General features: G+C 73.0%; 10 protein-coding genes. 5 read left to right on the top strand and 5 right to left on the bottom strand.

Translation table 11 applies throughout. The features are described 5' to 3' along the window. A partial coding sequence (locus tag STBA_RS23995) for a discoidin domain-containing protein (protein WP_216355957.1) occupies nucleotides 1–340 on the bottom strand: 340 nt, incomplete at its 3' end. 198 nt (nucleotides 341–538) lie between these two features. Continuing rightward, complete coding sequence (locus STBA_RS23990) at nucleotides 539–5,110, bottom strand: FtsK/SpoIIIE domain-containing protein (RefSeq protein ID WP_077061218.1); 4,572 nt, start codon at nucleotides 5,108–5,110, stop codon at nucleotides 539–541. A 290-nt stretch (nucleotides 5,111–5,400) separates the two neighbouring features. Here STBA_RS23990 and STBA_RS23985 point away from each other — a divergent pair, with 290 nt between their 5' ends. From STBA_RS23985 to STBA_RS23965, 5 genes are all read left to right on the top strand, one after another. Further along, a complete protein-coding gene (locus STBA_RS23985; protein WP_077061217.1) occupies nucleotides 5,401–5,697 on the top strand; it encodes a WXG100 family type VII secretion target in 297 nt (98 codons plus the stop codon). A gap of 312 nt (nucleotides 5,698–6,009) precedes the next feature. Further along, on the top strand, nucleotides 6,010–6,309 hold the full coding sequence (locus STBA_RS37970; RefSeq protein WP_077063554.1) for a hypothetical protein: 300 nt from the start codon (nucleotides 6,010–6,012) through the stop codon (nucleotides 6,307–6,309). Beyond that, the gene (locus STBA_RS23975) at nucleotides 6,306–7,655 is read left to right on the top strand and encodes a WXG100 family type VII secretion target (protein ID WP_079252132.1); all 1,350 of its coding nucleotides are present in this window, start codon (nucleotides 6,306–6,308) and stop codon (nucleotides 7,653–7,655) included. The genes STBA_RS37970 and STBA_RS23975 overlap by 4 nt, the downstream gene beginning before the upstream one ends. Further along, nucleotides 7,652–8,449, top strand: coding sequence for a hypothetical protein (locus STBA_RS23970; protein ID WP_077061216.1), 798 nt, complete (start codon nucleotides 7,652–7,654; stop codon nucleotides 8,447–8,449). Before STBA_RS23975 ends, STBA_RS23970 begins: the two co-directional genes overlap by 4 nt. After that, complete coding sequence (locus STBA_RS23965; protein ID WP_077061215.1) at nucleotides 8,446–9,435, top strand: hypothetical protein; 990 nt, start codon at nucleotides 8,446–8,448, stop codon at nucleotides 9,433–9,435. The genes STBA_RS23970 and STBA_RS23965 overlap by 4 nt, the downstream gene beginning before the upstream one ends. A 16-nt stretch (nucleotides 9,436–9,451) precedes the next feature. On the opposite strand, the gene STBA_RS23960 is transcribed toward STBA_RS23965, so the two are convergent. The 3 genes from STBA_RS23960 to STBA_RS23950 all read right to left on the bottom strand — a co-directional run bounded on the left by STBA_RS23960 (nucleotide 9,452) and on the right by STBA_RS23950 (nucleotide 17,130). After that, entirely contained in the window at nucleotides 9,452–14,137 is a 4,686-nt protein-coding gene (locus tag STBA_RS23960) for a DNA repair ATPase (protein ID WP_079252465.1), read from the bottom strand. Nucleotides 14,138–14,275: 138 nt separating this feature from the next. Further along, nucleotides 14,276–16,399 (bottom strand): SPFH domain-containing protein, encoded by a 2,124-nt coding sequence (locus tag STBA_RS23955; protein WP_077061214.1) that lies wholly within the window; start codon nucleotides 16,397–16,399, stop codon nucleotides 14,276–14,278. Nucleotides 16,400–16,473: 74 nt separating this feature from the next. Then, nucleotides 16,474–17,130, bottom strand: coding sequence for a hypothetical protein (locus STBA_RS23950; RefSeq protein WP_216355956.1), 657 nt, complete (start codon nucleotides 17,128–17,130; stop codon nucleotides 16,474–16,476). Between the last annotated feature and the right edge of the window lie 10 nt (nucleotides 17,131–17,140).

Raw genomic sequence — 17,140 nt, 5'->3', positions numbered from 1 at the left:
AACCGTCCCAGGACTGGAGCTCGAAGACGTTCTGCCGGCTGGTGCCCTGGTGCACGGCGAGTTTGACGTGGCTGACCGTCTCCTCCGAGCCCAGGTCCAGCTCCAGCCAGGCGCCGTCGCCCTCGCCCGACCACCGGGTGCCCAGATCGCCGTCCACGGCGTTCGCCGGCTCGTTCTCATCACTCGTACTTGCCGTGACGGCACTGCCGTCCGGCGTGACTTCCACCGCGGCGGCCTGCGCCGTCGCCGGTGCGATCAGCAGCCCCGTTCCCCCGGCCAGGAACGCGACCGTCAGCGGCAGCGCTCCGCGCCTCGAACGGTAAAAGTGCGCACGTCTCACCGAGTTACCCTCCTTGGGGAGTCATCTCCTCTTCGGCCCCGGCCCCGGGCACGAAGCCAGGGCCGTGAGGCGTCGGCGTGACGGTAGAGGCCGCGCTCCGGGAGGGGTCCCGGACCGGTTCCGGTCGGGGAAAGGGAAACGGCGAACGGCCGCCCCCCGCGGCGGGGGACGGCCGCCTCTGCGGATGGCCGGAGGCCGTTACGGTGCCGGGGTGGTCACCGTGAAGGGGACGCCGTCGCCGAGGTGCAGGATGGCCCGGCCGGGGGTGGGCTGTTCGCTGGCCGCGCTGCGCGGCAGCTTGGCGCCGATCAGCTCGCCGCTGCGGTGGGAGGCCGGGGAGAGCAGCACGCCGCGGCGGGCCTTCTTCGCGTCGACCTGCCAGCCGGAGAAGCCGCCGCAGATATCGCCCTCGTCGCCGCCGAGGACCAGGTAGCGGCCCAGCTCCGTGCCCTTGGTGATGATGTTCTTCAGCTCGTCGCCGCCGTCGCAGCGCCGCAGGTCCTCGCCGTCGTCGACCAGGAACACGATGGGGCTCTGCGGCGAGGACGTGCTCATGGCGTCCCGCACGTCGGCCTCGGACAGGTCGTCGGAGGTGAAGACCTGGATGACGCCCGGCTGCCCCGCCAGGTCGCGCAGCGGCGAGGGCCGAGGTGCGGCCACGACGACGCGGGCGCCCTGGGCCAGGTAGGAGTGGGCGAGCATCGTCAGCACCGTGGAGCGCCCGGACTTGGCCGGTCCTGCCACGATGAACGCGGGCGTGCCCTGGGCCAGGTCGGGCCCGTAGGCCATGAGTTCGTCGCCGCCGACGCCGATGAGGCCCCAGACCGGCGAGCCGGAGGTCTCGGTGTCCCGCATCTCCCACGCGTCGGCGAAGGTGAGGCGGCTGGGCAGGACGTCGACGCGGAACGGGCGCTTGGCGCGCGGCAGGGCCGCGTCGCGCTGGGTGGCCCAGTCGCCGATGGCGGTCAGGGCGGCGGCCTGGGCCTGGCCGGACAGCTCCTCGGCGAGCACCGCGACCTGGATCTCGGTGAGCACCTGGCTGCGGAACATGCGGCCGTCGGCGATCTCTTCCGGCACCTTGCGGGCGGGCATGCCGATGTTGGAGTAGTCGGAGCGGTCGGAGAGACGCAGCGTGTACTTCTCCTCGGTCAGCGAGGAGATCCGGCCGGAGAGGACGGAACGGTCGCCGGTGATGACCAGGTGGATGCCGACGCTGGCGCCCTCGCGGAGGATGACGTACAGCTCGTCGGTCAGCGCGCCGTGGTCGATCTCGCCGAGCGTGGAGACCCAGCCCTCCCAGCGGTCGAGCAGCACCACGATGTGCGGCAGCCGGTTGTCCGGGGCGGCGGCGGCGCGCTGTTCGCCGATGTCGGCCAGCGCGTCCTGCCCCAGCACCTCCTGGCGGCGGTCCACCTCCTTGCGGAGCCGCTGGATGAGGCGGCGCACGCGTTCGGTCTGGTTGCGGCTGACGACCGCGCCGCAGTTGGGCAGCTTGACCAGGGCGTTGAGCGCGCCGTTGCCGCAGTCGATGCCGTACAGGTGGACGTCGGCGGCGGAGTGAATCCAGCCGAGCGAGCCGGCGATGGTGCGCAGCAGCTGGGAACGGCCGCTGCGCGCCGCGCCGCCGACGATCATGTGGCTGAAGGACTTGAAGTCGATCGCGACGGAGCGCCTGGCCTGCTGCTCCGGCAGGTCCTCGATGCCGAACGGGGCCGCGGGCAGCGGCCCGCCGGGGATCGGGTGCTCCAGGTCGCGCAGCAGCACCTGGTCGGGCAGGGCGGGCAGCCACGGGCTGTGCTGCTTGGGGAAGCCGAGCTGCCGGTCGGCCTCGATGACGGAGTCGACGAGCACCTTGAGGTCGGTGATCTCCTCTTCCTGCGACTTGGCCCCCGGCGGGCGCTTGAGCTGGGCGCGGCCCAGGTCGTTCCAGTCGAGGCGGCCGGTCCACGGCCTGCGGACGGCCGGGTCGACGGCGCCGGGGCGGCGCCCGCCGACGCGTCCCGACTGGAAGGGCACGAGGGAGGAGTGGCCGAGGCGGACGAACGCACGGCCGGGCGTGGACTTGGCGATGAGGCCGGCGTCGGGCGCGTTGATGACGTCGGTGGACTCGCTGGCGTCGGTGACGCGCAGCGCGATCCGCAGGTTGGTGTTGGCGCGGATCTCCGGGGAGACGACGCCGCTCGGCCGCTGGGTGGCCAGCAGCAGGTGGATACCGAGCGAGCGGCCCCGCTGCGCGATGTTGACCAGGCCCTTGACGAAGTCGGGCAGTTCGCGGGCCATCGAGGCGAACTCGTCGATGACGATGAGCAGCCGCGGCATGGACTGGAGTTGGCCAGGAGAGCGGCGCATCAGGTCCTGGTAGTCCTCGATGTCCTTGGCGCCGACGCCGGCGAGGATGTGTTCGCGGCGGGTCAGCTCGGCGCCGAGGGAGGTCAGCGCCCGTTCGACCAGGTGGTTGTCGAGGTCGGTGACCATGCCGACGGTGTGGGGCAGCTGGACGCAGTCCTTGAACGCGGAGCCGCCCTTGTAGTCGACGAGGACGAACGTCATGTTTTCCGGGGTGTTGGCCACCGCGAGCGAGGCGACGATCGTCTGGAGCAGCTCGGACTTGCCGGATCCGGTGGTGCCGGCGATGAGGCCGTGCGGGCCGTCGCGGCGCATGTCGATGGCGAACCCGCCGTCGTAGGACTCGCCGATGACGGCCTCGGTGGACTGCCCGCCGAGCCGCCAGCGGGCGGCGATGGCGCCTGCGGTCGGCGGCTCCAGCTCCAGGACGTCGAGGAGGCGGCTGGCGGAGGGCAGGGCCGCGTCCTCGGACTCGCCGCTGATGTCGCGGATCGGGGACAGCGAACGGGCCAGCAGCTCGCACCATTCGGCCCTGACCCAGTCGGGCCGCACGCCCCTGATGCGCCAGGCGCCGGTCTGTTCGACGCGGAGCCGGTCGGCGACCTGGACGGGCGCGGGCCCGGCGGACTGGCCGGGCATCTGGCCCGGGCCGCCGCCGGGGACGGCGAGGAAGGTGTGGAAGCCGGTGGCGTAGCCGGGGTTGCGGGTGCCGCCCTGGCTGACGCGGTCGGGGTTGGGCTCGGCGATGACGACGGCCTGGCACTCGCCGGGGAGGAATCGTTCCTCGTCGTCGAGGCACAGCGCGTAGATCTGGACCTCGGGGCCCTCGCGCAGCAGCCGGATGACGCCGGGCAGGGACCGCATGCGGCGGGAGCCGTCGAGCACCACGACGATGTCGGGGTCCTTGAACAGGCCGCCGCGGGAACCGGCCTCCCTGGCGGCCTTCTTCCTGGCGTCCAGCAGCCCGGTCAGCTCGGCGATACGGGCGCCGATCGTCTCGGCGTCGGTGCCGATGAGCGCGTTGACCTCGTGTTCCGCGCTGGGCCTCGCGTGCGGCAGCCAGCGCATCCAGTCCCAGCTGTACTGGCCGGAGCCGTCGGTCAGCAGGAAGAACTGGACGTCGACCGGGCTCTGGAGGACGGCGACCTGGCTGACGGCCCAGCGGGCGAGGGACCGCGCGGTGTCGCCCTGGCCGGCGAAGCCGATGACGCCGAGGGTGCGCAGCGGCAGCGTGACGGGCGCGTCGGCGATCTTCCAGAAGACCTGGCGCTTGTGCTCGTCCTGCTCGGGGTCGGTGAGCACGACTTCCGAGTCGAGCTCGACGGTGCCGATGCGCAGGAGCAGGTGGTCCTCGTCGGTGCGGCGGCGCTCCCACAGGCGGGTGCGGGGCCCGGTGGCCTGGGTGAGGACGGTCGCCGGGTCGGGCGCGGCGTGCCGGCGGGCGAACCGTTCGGCGATCAGCGCGTCCCTGGCGTCCTTCTCGATCCGGGCCTTGCGCTCGTGGTACTCCTGAAGCTTCTGGGCATGCGATATCCGGCCACGCTTCTTGTCCATGAAGTAGTTGGACAGCAGCATGATCGGGCTCATGAACGCCATGGCCAGGAACAGCCAGCGGCCGGTGAGGCTGGCCAGCGCGACCGCGCCGACGACGGGCAGGATCGCCATGAGCCAGGGAATCGGACGCCGCTCCCGTTCGCCGGGCGGCTTGGGCAGCGTGAACGCGGTCTGCCGCTCGGGCGGCAGGAGGCGCGGCGGGCGGTTGTAGTCGAGGCCGCCGCCGTCCTCGGAGACCTTCAGGGCCGCGTCGGGCGGGAAGTAGGGCGTCAGCTCGAACAGCGCGTCGCCGACGGCCAGCTGCTTGCCCAGCTTCCAGTCGGCGCGGTCGCCCTCGGTGTGTGTGAACGGCTCGCCGTCCAGGGTCGGCTGGGTCTCGCTGTAGACGGTGACCTTGCAGGTGCCGTCCGCGGCGACGCGCAGCGTCATGGCGTGCTCGGGGAGGGTGGGGTCGTCGACGCGGATGTGCATCTGCTGGCCGGTGCCGATCTCGACGCGCCCGGTGCCGAGCCGGTGCACGGCACCGGCGCCCGGGCCGCCCACGACGCGGAACTCGACGATGCCGCTGGGCTCGCCCGGCCAGCAGCCGCTGGGGTTGTGCAGGCTGACGACGCTGCCCTCGCGCAGCGGCGACTGGGCCAGGGTCAGCGCGGGATCGACGTAGTCGCCGTTCACGAATATGTGGGCGGCGCCGCCCGGGTCCTGCATGCCGCCGGGGCCCGCCATCGCCGCCTGCTGGCTGAACCGGCTCCCGACGAGGCGGGTGAACTCGGGGGTGAGGTCCCCGATCTGTGTCTCGGGGGCCGCGTCGATCACCGTGTCGGCACTTTGCCCCCCGACCGGGTCGACGACTGTCAGGGTCAGGCGCACGCTGTTCCTCCCGTATTGACACAGCAAGGTGCTTCGCTGGACATGACCATAATCGCATCTTGCGTGTGTGTGACAACGGGTGCTGGGACTGGGTGCAACCGCCGGGGAACGTCTGGCGTCCTAGGAGTCACCGAGGCACGGGAAGGGCCCTCTTGACCGGGGGTATCGTCCTGTGCTCGGCGGACGTAGTCTGATTGTGGCCGTGGCGCTGCCAGGACACGGGGGGCCACGTCGCTCATCGGAGTACAGCGGGGGGAGCGGCCCTCCGCCCCACAGAGGAGGGGAACCGTATGTCTGACATCAAGGTGACATATGACGAGATGCGGACGGCCGGCGATCGGCTCATCTCCGAGTACGAGACCATGGACGCGAAGCTGGAGGAGCTCCAGAGCTTCATCGACGGCCTGGTTTCGGACGGCTACGTGACGTCGCGTTCGTCGCGCGCCTTCGACGAGTCGTACCGTGAGTTCACCCAGGGTGCCAAGAAGGTGCTCGAGGGCCTCCAGGGCATGGGCCAGTTCCTGAAGACGGCCGCCGACACGATGGAGGAGACCGACACCGGTCTGGAGAGCGCCATCCGCGGCTGACCTCCCGCATCCCGGAAGGGCGGAGCCAGGCGCGCGCATCTTGCGCGCCGGGCGCCGCCCTTCCGGCGTTTCCGCATGCTCCGTGGCCGGGCCGGTTTTTGCCGGCGTGTGGATGCGGGGGAGGTTCGGTGACGTTCCTGACCCATTTCTTCTCGGTCACCTCGGGGCTGCAACCGTCGGATAACGCTCGGGTGTCTTCCCTGTCGCCGAACGGCCCCCGCGGGCCATCGTGTCCTGGCACCCGAGCCCAGACCACGGATGGACGGCGGGGTTCCGCTTACCACAGTCATGTGCGGATACGGGGAGGACATCGTGTCATTTCTGCGCTTCCTGGAGGACGACGTCCGGGAACTCGCCCGGAAACTGGAGTCGAGCGGCGAGGACATGCGCACCGCGTCGCGCTCGCTGGCCGACACGGACGCCGGCCGGATCGGCCCGCCGGCGCTGTCCGGCCGGTGCGACGAGTTCGCGGACTCCTGGGACTACGGATTCGGCCAGCTCTCCGAGCTGGCGCGGGGCATAGGCGATGTCGCCAACAACGCGGCCGACACCTTCAACGTCACGGACGAGGACCTGGAGCGCGCGCTGCGCGAGGGCGGCGGTGCGGCGTGAGCGACCGTTACCCGCACCTCGGTTTCGACCCGTGCCCCGGTGACCTGGACGCGGCGGAGACGGTCGCGCGGACCATCCGCGACGTCACCAGTCAGGGCTCCACGACGCACACCACGCTCTCGGCGATCAACTCCTCCAACGGCATCTGGGTGGGGCGGTCCGCCGACGCGTTCACCGAGTCCTTCGACGAGCTGCCGCCCTACCTCCAGCGGGCCGTGAACTCCCTGGATGCCGCGGCCAGGGCCCTGGAGCAGTGGGCGAACGACCTGGACGGCTTCCAGGCCAGGGCCAGGGCCCTGGAGGAGGAGGCGGCCTCGGCCCAGCAGGCGGTCAGTTCGGCGCAGGCGCAGGTCGACGGGCTGCCTTCGGACACCGAGGGGATGGACGACGACGAGCTGGAGCGGCACGAGGAGGACGCCGAACGCCGGCAGGGCGCCCTCACCTCGGCGAACGCGGCGCTTGAGGAGATCAGGAGCCGGGCCCAGGGCCTGAACTCCGAGTACATCTCCGCCTCGGACGCCACCGCGGGACGGCTGGCGAACGCCGCGGACGAGGCGCCGCCGGAGCCCGGCCTGTTCGACAAGATCGGCGACTTCATCGGCGGCGTCGTCGAGTTCCTCATGGACCCGGACACGTGGAAGCTGATCGGCGACCTGTTCAGCGATATCGCCGCCATCGCCGGGGTGATCTGCGCGGTCATCCTGATCGCCACGCTGATCGCGGTCACCGGCGGCGCCGCGCTGCCCGCGCTGGTGGTGGCGATCGGCTCGTGGGCGGCGACGATCGGCGCGTGGGCCTCGCTCGGCGCGCTGGTCTTCCACGGCATCGCCATGGCGGGCGGCGCCGATGTCGGCTGGATGGACCTGGGCCTGGACGCGATCGGCGTGTTCGCGGCCGGTATCGGCATCGTGGGGGGCGCGTTCGCCAACGCGGGCCGGGTCGGCATCGCCGCCGGGCGGTCGATGCGCGCCATCGGCGGCGCGGGCAACTGGTTCCGCGGCATGGGGCAGAGCATGGACGGCTGGGTGATGCTGGCCTCCGGGCGCATGTTCGAGGTCGTCGGCCTGATCGGGGGCCTGGGCGCGTGGGGTGCCAGCCAGAACCGGCGGATGGAGGCCGACGGCACCACGTGGAACGACATCCCGGTCATCGGCCCGCTCGGGGACCTGGGGATCTCCGCGGGCGACACGGTGGGCGACGCGATGAGCGAGGACGGCGGGGACGCGCAGGCCGCGTCGGCGGCCTCCCCCGGCACCCGCCCGTTCAACGCCTCGCAGGCGCTGACCTCGGCCGGGACCGCCTTCACCAGCGGCCTGTCCCGGCAGGACGTGGGGGTGGTCGCGTGACCACGCCGAACGGGCCGACCACACCGGATGGGCCGACCACGCCGAACGGGCCGGGCGCGGAGGAGGTCGTCTCCGCGCTGGACTACGCGTTCGTCTCGCGTATCCCGGACGACTACGTGCCGCTGCCGGACACGCCCTCGCCGGACGAGTGGGGCGACGCCGTGCAACGGCTGCTGCCCGGCGCGCCCGAGGAGGTGCTCGCCGAGGTGGGCCGGCACCTGCCGCGCCTGCACCCGCTGATCAGCCGCGACGGCGTCGTCAAGTCGGCGCTGTGCGCGGGCCTTGAGGACGGCGCGCTCAGCCTCGGCTTCCTCAGCGTCGCCGTCCTGGCCACCCGCCACGACAGCGCGCTGGTCACGGCGGAGAGCATCTACCAGGCGAAGAAGGAGGAGTACTTCGGCCAGGCCACCGAGAAGCCGGCGGACATCGACCAGCCGGAGGCGAAGGGGCTTCAGGGCCCGCAGGACACGCTGCTGGCGTCCCGGCTGCCCTGCGGCCCCGGCGTGACGTCGATCTCGCTGCGGTCGGTGACGTTCCCCCGCACCGAGGCCGGTGACACGCGCACCGGGCCGCCGCCCGCGATCGGCGTCGGCTTCCTCCAGCTGGCCGTGCCCGCGCCGCGCGACTACAGCGTCTACGTCTCGATCGCCACCCCGACGCTGCGGTTCCTCGACACCTACAGCGGGCACCTGGCGTACGTGGCGCGCCATCTGTCGTTCGACGCGGCCGAGCGGGAGCAGGCCGCGAAGCGGCAGGGCACGGTCCCGGCCAGGACCGAAGTGAGGGCGCCGTGAACGACGAGCCGCTGCTCGCCGAGCTGCGCGCCCGCAACGAGCGGCTGACCGGGCTCGAACGCGAACACCTGCGGCGCTCCGGCGGCGGCGACCTGCTGATCGCGCTCGGCTCGGTGCTCGCCGCCTCGCTCGTGGTGCTGCCGCTGGTGTCCGCGCCGCTGACCGAGCTGTCCCGTTACGGGGGGCTGCTGCTGCCCGGCGTGCCCGTCAGCTGCGGCGCGCTGTACGCGGGGTGGCTCGGCCTGCGCCGGCTGCACCCCGCGCACGGCCCGGTCGGCGAGGCGTACCGGGCCGCCGCGGCCGAGCGGACCGCGGTGCTCGACCAGCTGTACGCACTGCCCGCCGCGCCCGGGGACGCGGCGGGCGGGGACGCGGCGGCCGAGGAGCGCGAACGCGCCCGCATCGAGCAGCTGTTCACCGCCTCGTCGGCGGCCGGCGAGGTGCCGGGCTTGCACACGACGGGCGACGTGGCCCGCCACATGTACGGGGCGCCGTTCCGCACGTTCCGCTGGTCGGCCGCGATGGGCGTGCTCGGCATCGTGCTGGTGCTGACGGCCCTGATCACGCTGATGCTGCCGCTCGTCGCGGGCGAGGTCTGGCCGGTGGTGCTGGTCGGGATTCCGCTGGTCGGCGGCTGGTGCGTGTGCTTCCGGTTCTGTGCGCAGAAGTGGCGCAGCGGGGACGAGGGCCGGGTCTCGCGAACGCAGAAGGCCGGCTGGCGCGCCGAACTCGCCTACCTGCGGCACCGGTTGAGCCGGGACGCGGGCGTTCCGCCGTGGCGCGTGCCCGCCCTGCACACGCAGCGCACGTGGCAGCTGACCGGCGGCGGGCGCCGCTCCCCCGCCGAGGTGCTGCGCACGCTGCCGCCGGACGCGCCGTGGGTGCGGCGCGCGTACTGGCGCTGGGTCGGCCCCGGCGCGGTGCGGATCGTCGCGCTGTTCGCGATCGCGTTCGGCGTCGTGGCGGCGATGCGGCTGGTGGGCTGAAGCCCGGTGCTCGTGCTCAGCCGGCCGCTCCGGCGCGCTTCACCGTGGCCCACCGTTCGGCCTGCTCCGGGGTCAGGCGGCCCCTGATCTCCGCCAGTTTCAGCAGCGCCGCCTCGGCGCCGCTGGTGAGGGTCCTGGCCTCGGCGGTGTAGTGGTCGTCGATGAGGGCGTCCAGCTCGGCCTCGTTCATGACGGGCGCGATGCGGGCGGCGATCGCGTTGGTGTCGCGGTAGGAGCCCTGGAGGCGGAACGGGGGCTCGGTGCGGGTGGCGTCGTCCTGGCCCGCGGACGCGATGTAGGCGGCGTTGACGGCGAGCACGGTGCGCCGGACGTGCAGCAGATGCCGCAGGACGGCCAGGACGCGGTCGAGCTCGGCCGGGGTGTAGGGGTGGCTCAGCCGGTCGGCGCTCGCGCCCGCGTCGCCGCGGGCGAGACGGACCAGCAGGTCGGTGTCGGCGCGTTCGCGGCCGGCAAGGGGCGCGAGGACGGGGTTCGCGGTGAGGGCGTTCTCGATGTGGCTCAGCGCGAAGAGGTCGGCGCGGCCGGCGGTGATGTCGCCCAGGTTCCACACGTCGGCGCGGTTGGCCAGCATGTCGGGCAGCCGGAAGCGGGTGCCGGACTCGGTGAACGGGTTGCCCGCCATGGAGATCGCGAACCGCTTGCCGCGCAGGTCGAATGTGGCGGTCGAGCCGTCGGAGGCGCGGACGCCGTCGACGCGCCGCTGCGCGTCGCACAGCGGGATGAAGCGTTGCAGCAGCTCGGGCGAGACGTGCTGGATGTCGTCGAGGTGGAGCAGCACGTTGCTGCCCATCTCCAGCGCGAAGTTGATCTTCTCGACCTCGCGGCGCGCGGCGGCGTCGGGGGCCGCGGCCGGGTCGAGGGAGGTGGTGCCGTGGCCGAGGGCGGGGCCGTCCGCCTTGACGAAGACCAGGCCGAGGCGGGCCGCCAGGTACTCCATGAGCGTGGTCTTGCCGTAGCCGGGCGGGGACAGCAGGAGCAGCAGGCCCTGGCTGTCGGTGCGGCGGGCGTCGTCCGCGGTGCCGAGCTGCTTGGCGAAGTTGTCACCGATGAGCGGCAGATACACCTCGTCCAGGAGGCGGTTGCGGACGAACGCGGGCATGACGCGCGGGCGGTGGGCCGCGATCCGCATGCGGGTCCTTTCCGCGTCGAGCAGCGCGTTGCGGCGCCGCGTGTAGGCGCGGTGCGCGGGCGCGCGGACGGTGCGGAACCGCTCGGTGCGGGTCAGGAACTCGTCCAGGCGCAGCGTGAGTCCGCCGCCGTCGATCCTGGGGTGGCTGCCGAGCAGCCCGTCGGCGGTGGCGGTCAGCGGGGCGTCGACGAAGCGGTGGCCGAGCGTGGTGGAGCACAGTTCGACGGCCACGGCCTCCGGCAGGTCGGTGGTGCCGCGGCCCGTGCTCGCGGCGAACGCGCCGAGCCAGGCGGTCAGCAGCTGGCGGCGGGCGGGCAGGTCATCGCCCAGGCCCGCCAGTTCGCGGGCCAGCTCCTTGACGCCGCCAGGACCTGTCGTGGCGCGGAAGTCGTCCAGGAGCGCGCGGGCCGCGGGGCCGGTCGCGAAGACCGGGCCGCCGCGCGCCAGTTCCTCGAAGAGGTAGCTGCCGACGGCCGCGGGAACGTCCTCATCGGGCGTGAAACCGGCCACGGCGGCGGCCAGTTCCGCGGCGAGGGCGGCGACGGGCGGCTCGGCGGCGGCGCCGTAGGCGGCGCGGGCGCGCGCGAGGGACTGGGCGCGGGTGGCCCAGGCGGCGCGCTGCGCGTCGGCGCAGCCGTGCGCCCAGAACAGCTGGGCGGCGGCGCGGACGTCCGGCGGGTGCCGCAGCAGGTCGGCGCCGCGGTGCAGGCGCAGCAGCGCGGTGAGGATGACCGTCGCGTCGTGGTCGTGGACGCCGCGGTCGTAGCCCTCGTCGTAGGCGGACTCGGCGGCGGCCAGCACGAGCCGCGCCGGGTCGCCGCCGTTCAGCGCCTCGGGCAGCACCCGGGCGGCCAGGTGCTCGGCGCGGTAGACGTCGGGCGACTCCGAGGGCAGCGGCTGGTCGTGGAAGTGGCGCACCGCGGCCAGTCCCGGATCGTCCACGGCGGCCCGGTAGTCGGTGCCGGTGACGGCGAACGCGAGCCCCTCGCCGTGCGGCACGAGGGTCAGGTCGACAGGCTGGTCGGTGACGGAGAAGAGGTGCCGTCCGAGCCGCAGTTGGCCGTCCGCCGCGTACAGGTCGGCGCGGTCGCGCAGTGCACGGACGGCCTCCTGCCGGGCCGCGGCCAGGCGGCCTTCCAGCTCGTCGGCGGGCACGGTGCCGCCATCGGCGCGGAGTTCGCCGATGGTGGCGCGGACGCGGGCGACGAGCGGGTCGGCGGCGAAGTAGGTGTGGACGGCGTCCTGGTCGGGCAGCGCGGTGGCGCGGCGGGTGAGGGTGGCGAGCAGCCGGTCGGCGGAGGCGGCGAGCCGCTGCGCGTGGTGCGCCCGCTCGTCGAGCTTGGCCTGCTTGCGCGCGGCGAACGTCTCGTAGATCTCCTCGCGCTGCTCGGTGAGCCGGTCGAGGAAGTCGTCGAAGGCGCCGAAGCGCGCGGTGAGGTTTTCCACCTGGATGAGCAGGCGCCCGAGCTGCTCGTCGCACTCCTCCGGCGTGCGGGCGGCGGCGAGGCCCGCGACGACGGCCTGGCCGAGCAGCGCGAACTCCGCGGTGAACTCGGCGCGCCCCTCGGACTCGGCCAGCTCGCGGCGGCGGCCCTCCAGCACGGCGCGGGCGCGGTTGACGGCGGCCATGACCTCGCCAAGGCGTGTCAGCAGCCCGGTGCGCACGGTGGCGTCCGCGATGTCGAGGCCGCCGACGACGTCGGTGACGGTCCGCAGCGCGTCGGCCTGTTCCTCGATCTCGGCGGCCAGCGGCTCGGTGTGCGCGACGCTGTCGGCGGCGCCGGCCCGTTCGGCCAGGTGGCCGGTGGCGGCGAGGGTGTCGTCGAACGCCTCCGGCCTGGCGAGGAACGCGACGGCGCGGCGGCCGGTGGCGGTCAGCCCCTCGTCCAGGCGGCCGGCGATGGCGTCGATCGCGGCGGTGTCGGCGTGGCGCAGGCCGCGCAGCGCCTCGGTGCGGCCCTGGGCGCGGCGCAGGTCGGTCAGCAGCTCCACCCAGTCGGCCGCGGTGCGGTGCGCCTCGCCGCGGGCGCGGCGCAGCAGCGCGGTCGTGGCCGCGTCCGCCTCCTCGACGGCGGAACGGGCCTGGTCGCGCAACTGCCGGACGCGCGCGTACTCGTCGACGACGTCGATGGCGGTGGCGCGCAGCACGGCGACCGGCTCGTGCAGGTCGGGCAGGTCCGGCAGGCGCAGCCACGGGTGCTGGTCGGTGAGGCGGTCGCAGGCGGCGGCGACGGCCTCGAAGACGGCGGTGCGGGGTTCGAGGCCGCCGGCGAGCCGGGCGAGGGTCAGCGCGTCGGAGATGCCGCGCACCAGCTCGGCGTTGCCGATGCGGTCCAGCGGGCTGTCGTCCCTCGGCTGTTCCGCGGCGTGCGCCTCGGAGACGAACGGGGTGCGCCACAGCTGCACCGGGTGGGCGCGGGCCGGCTCGGAACCGCCGCCCGCGGCGCGCAGCAGCGCGAGCGTGCCGTCGTCGAAGAGGGCGAAGCCGCGGGCGGACAGCGGGGTGACGACTTCCTTGCGGATGAGGTTGTAGGGCAGCAGCAGGGTGCCGCCGTCGCGGTGGGAGCGGAAGACGTACAGCAGGTCCTCGCCGTTGGGCGAACGGACCAGGCTGTCGAACGCGAGCCCCGCCGTGTCGGTGTCGGTGTCGAAGGTCCGCGCGGCCGAGCCGGCGGGCGCGGCGGACAGGTAGTAGCCGCCGGCGAAGATCAGCCCCTGGTCGTCGGGCAGGACGCGGCAGTCCCGGCCGATGCCGTCGAGGCGGATGATCTCCCCGGTGCGGGTGTTGTGCACGAGGTGGCGCGGCGCCCGCTCGTTGTAGGGCAGGACGCGCAGCAGCAGCAGGGGGCCGACGCGGGCGTGGGCGACGGCCGCGTCGGCGAGGGACTGGAGGGGGTCGTCGACGGGCTCGCGGTGGACGCCGTCGGGGGTGGTGGTGTCGTTCTCGGTCTTGATGGTGAGGGAGCCGCCGACGGTGGACACGTACAGGGTGTCCTGGACGCTGATGTGCGGGTACTTGCCCGCGACGTGGTCCTCGCGGGCGGCCGGGGTCCAGGTGAGGGCCTCGGCGACGGGCGCCAGGTGGTCGCGTTCGCCCTTGGCGTCGAGGTATTCGGCGTGCCCCTCGGGGTGCAGCCGCCAGCGCAGCACGCGGATGTCGGCGGCCTGTTCGCCGGTTTGGAAGACGGCGAGCAGGAGCGGGCCCACGGTGCGCAGGCGGGTGAGGCGCGCCTGCTGGAAGTAGCGGTACAGCTCGTCGAGGTCCCGCCGGAACGCGGGGTCGGCCAGCAGCCCCGGCACCGCGTCGGGCGGTGCCGGGACCAGGGCCTGGCCGCTGCGGCGGTGGAGGGTGAGCAGGTCGCGGCCGGCCGGGTCGTGGTGCCCGGCCAGCAGCAGCCCGCCGACCTGGGTCAGGTCGCTGGGCACGGCGGGACGTTCGGTGCGGAGCCGTTCGGTGGCGGCGAGTTCGAGTTCGAGGCCGCCGAACGCCCGGATGCGGCGGGCGTTGAGGTCCTCGGCGCGGCGGGCGAGGTCGTCCGCCGCGGCCAGCATGCGGTTGCGCAGGACCTCGTAGCTGCCGCCGTCGCCCGCCACGTCGGTGTCGCCGGCCGCTTCCGTCACGTCGGTCACGTCGGTCACGTCGTCTGTTCCCCCCACTGGTGACTGCCTGGCTGGTGTGCTCGTCGGCCGCTACTTGGCCAGCGACACCGAGTTGTTGGCGGTCGTCGCCGCGTGCGGTGCGGCGCCCGCGCCGGACAGGTCGCTCACCTTCAGATCGGCCAGGCCCTGGGCGCGCAGGGTGTCCAGGAGGCTGCCGAGCTGTCCTGTGGAGTCGCCGCCGGAGGCCAGCGAGGTGAGCAGCCCGGCGAGGGTCAGGTCCCGCACGCCGCCCGCGCCGAGCCCGGCGACCATGGCGCCGAGGTCGCGGGTGAACGTGGAGCCGTTCTCGTCCAGCCAAGGGCCGGCCAGGGTGCGGACGTGCTCGGAGCGGTCGATGAACGCGTCCAGGCTCTTGCCGCCGGAGATGGCGCCGACGAGGCGGTCGAAGAAGACGGAGTCGCCGCCGACGATATCGATCTTGGCGTTCTCCAGTCCGGTGCCGACCAGCGCGGCCTGGGCCTCGGCGATCTGCCGGTGCACGTCGATGCCGGCGATCCGCACCTCCTTCTCGGCCTCAAGGCGCAGCCGGTACTCCTCGTGGTCCCGGCTGGCGACGTCCAGAGCGGCCATGGCCTCGGCCTTGTCCTTGATGCCGACGGCCTCCGCCTGCATCTTCTCGCGCAGCGCGCCCGCCTCGGCGAGGCCGCCCTCGCGGGTGGCCTCGGCCTCGGCCAGGCCCTTCTCCTTGGCGACGTGTGCCTGGACCAGGCCCATTTCGCGGGCCGCCTCGGCCTCGGCGTGCCGCGTCCTGGCGATGGCGTCGGCCATGCGCTCCTGCACCTCGGCCTCGGCCAGGCCCTCGGCGGCGACGTCGGCGCGCTTGCCCTCGGCCAGCCGGATCGACGCCTGGGCGTCGAGATCGGCGGCCTTGCGGCGGGCGTCGGCCATGGTCAGGGTCTCGCGGGCGCGGTGCTCGGCGGCGGCCTCGGCCGCCTCGGCGGCCTTGATGTCCTTCACCAGGCGCTCCTGCGCCTCGGCCTCGGCCTGGATGATCAGCGCCTGCCGGTCGCGTTCCGCCTCCTCGACGGCGCGCAGCTTCTTGATGTCCTCCTCCTGCTGCGCCACGGTCTTCTCCACCGCGATGCGCTCGCGGATGACGTCGGCGATCTCCCGCTTCTCGCCCTCCAGTTCCTTGTCCTTGGCGATGCGCTGGAGCTCCGTCTCGCGGTCGCGCGCGATGACTTCGAGCAGGCGGTCCTTCTCGATGCGCTCGTTCTCGACGGCGACGACGCGGTCGCGGTTGAGACGGGCGACGACGATTTCGCGTTCGCGGTTCTCGTTCTGGACGCCGAGCTGTTCGTCGGTCTTGATGGCGGCGGTCTGGGCGCGCAGCCGCTCCTCGGACTGGATGCGGAAGGTCTCGGCCTCCTCGCGGGCCCGGGTCGTCTCGATCTCGCGCTTCTGCTTGATCTCCGCGTCGGCCTGGCGGCGTTCGAGCTCGAGGACGGTCTCGCGCGCGTCGACGTTCTGCCGCGTGATCTCCTTCTCCTCGGTGCGCCTGAACTCGTTGGTGAGGACGTGCTGCGCGGCCGTCAGCTCGGTGATCTTGCGGATGCCCTGGGCGTCGAGGATGTTGTCCTTGTCGAGGGCGCTGAGGGGGGTCTGCTCCAGGTAGTCGATGGCCGCGTCCTCAAGGCTGTAGCCGTTGAGGTCGGTGCCGATCACGGCGATGATGCGGTCGCGGAACTCCTCGCGCTTGGTGTAGAGGTCGGCGAAGTCCACGTGCTTGCCGACGGTCTTCAGCGCTTCGGAGAACTTGGCGTTGAACAGCTCCTGGAGGGTCGCCCGGTCGCTGCCGCGCTCCGTGCCGATCGCCTGCGCCACCTTGATGACGTCGGAGACGGTCTTGTTGACGCGGACGAAGAACGAGATCCGGATATCGGCCCGGATGTTGTCCCGGCAGATCAGGCCCTCCTTGCCGGTGCGGCCGATCTCGATGGCCTTCACGGAGATGTCCATGACCTCGGCCTTGTGCAGCACGGGCACCACGAGGGCGCCGGTGAACGTCACGTCGACCTTGCGGACCTTGGAGATGATGAGCGCCTTGCCCTGCTCGACCTTGCGGAACAGGCGCGTGAGTATGAACACGACCGCGATGACGATGATCAGCACCACGGCGATGAGCACGCCGAGGCTGATGCCAATGGTGTCCATGGCTGGTTGAGGCCCCCCTCGTGAAGATCCCTGAACGATACGAAGATCCTTGGACGATACGGTGAAGGACGCGTTCAGGCGGGCCGGCGGTTCTCCTCCGGGGCCAACTCGCCCGAATCGTAAGGCGCGACCCAGAAGAACGCGCCCTCCGGCTCGTAGCCGTAGATCAGGGCGCGCCGGCCCGAGGTCAGCTCCTCGGCCTCCGGGCCCTCGGCCCGCACCTGGATGATCGCGGTGCCCCCGTCGTCGGCGGCGACCTCCGCCTGGCCGAACGCGGCCGACACCCGGCCGGTGCGGATGACGCACACCCGGCCGACGAAGTCCTTGTGGTAGATCCCGGTCTCGTCGGGGAACGCGCGGCGCAGCGGCAGTACGACCAGCCACGCCCCGAGCCACCCGGCGAGCAGTGCCACCGGCACCGTCGCCACGCGCTGCCAGCCGGCATCGAGCAGCTCGGTGCCGGCCATGGCCGTGAACCAGGCCACGGCCGTGACCAGGGAAACGGGGATCGCGGCGGGCACCCCGCCCAGGCCGAGCGGCGTCAGGGCCCCGGCGAAGCCGCCCGGCTCGCCCGGCTCCGCGCTGTCGGCCACCGAGGTGCCCACGCCGAAGATGACGGAGAACATCCAGTAGACGAGGACGACGGCGAGCGGCAGGGAGAAGATCACGGCCGGGAAGCGGACCGCGGTCTCCAGGAAATCCCCCATGCCCGCGCCCCCTGTCCCGTTCATCGGTTGTCCC

This window comes from Streptomyces sp. MP131-18 (assembly GCF_001984575.1).
In the GTDB taxonomy this organism is placed as follows: domain Bacteria; phylum Actinomycetota; class Actinomycetes; order Streptomycetales; family Streptomycetaceae; genus Streptomyces; species Streptomyces johnsoniae.
The sequence above is the reverse complement of the archived record's forward strand: the minus strand, read 5'-3'. Positions and strand labels throughout refer to the sequence as shown.

What these genes read in the sequence shown, in the direction of transcription:
- STBA_RS23950 (WP_216355956.1), bottom strand. Translation starts at nt 17,130, where the DNA reads ATGAACGGGACAGGGGGCGCGGGCATGGGGGATTTCCTGGAGACCGCG.
- STBA_RS23960 (WP_079252465.1), bottom strand. Translation starts at nt 14,137, where the DNA reads ATGCTGGCCGCGGCGGACGACCTCGCCCGCCGCGCCGAGGACCTCAAC.
- STBA_RS23955 (WP_077061214.1), bottom strand. Translation starts at nt 16,399, where the DNA reads ATGGACACCATTGGCATCAGCCTCGGCGTGCTCATCGCCGTGGTGCTG.
- STBA_RS23985 (WP_077061217.1), top strand. Translation starts at nt 5,401, where the DNA reads ATGTCTGACATCAAGGTGACATATGACGAGATGCGGACGGCCGGCGAT.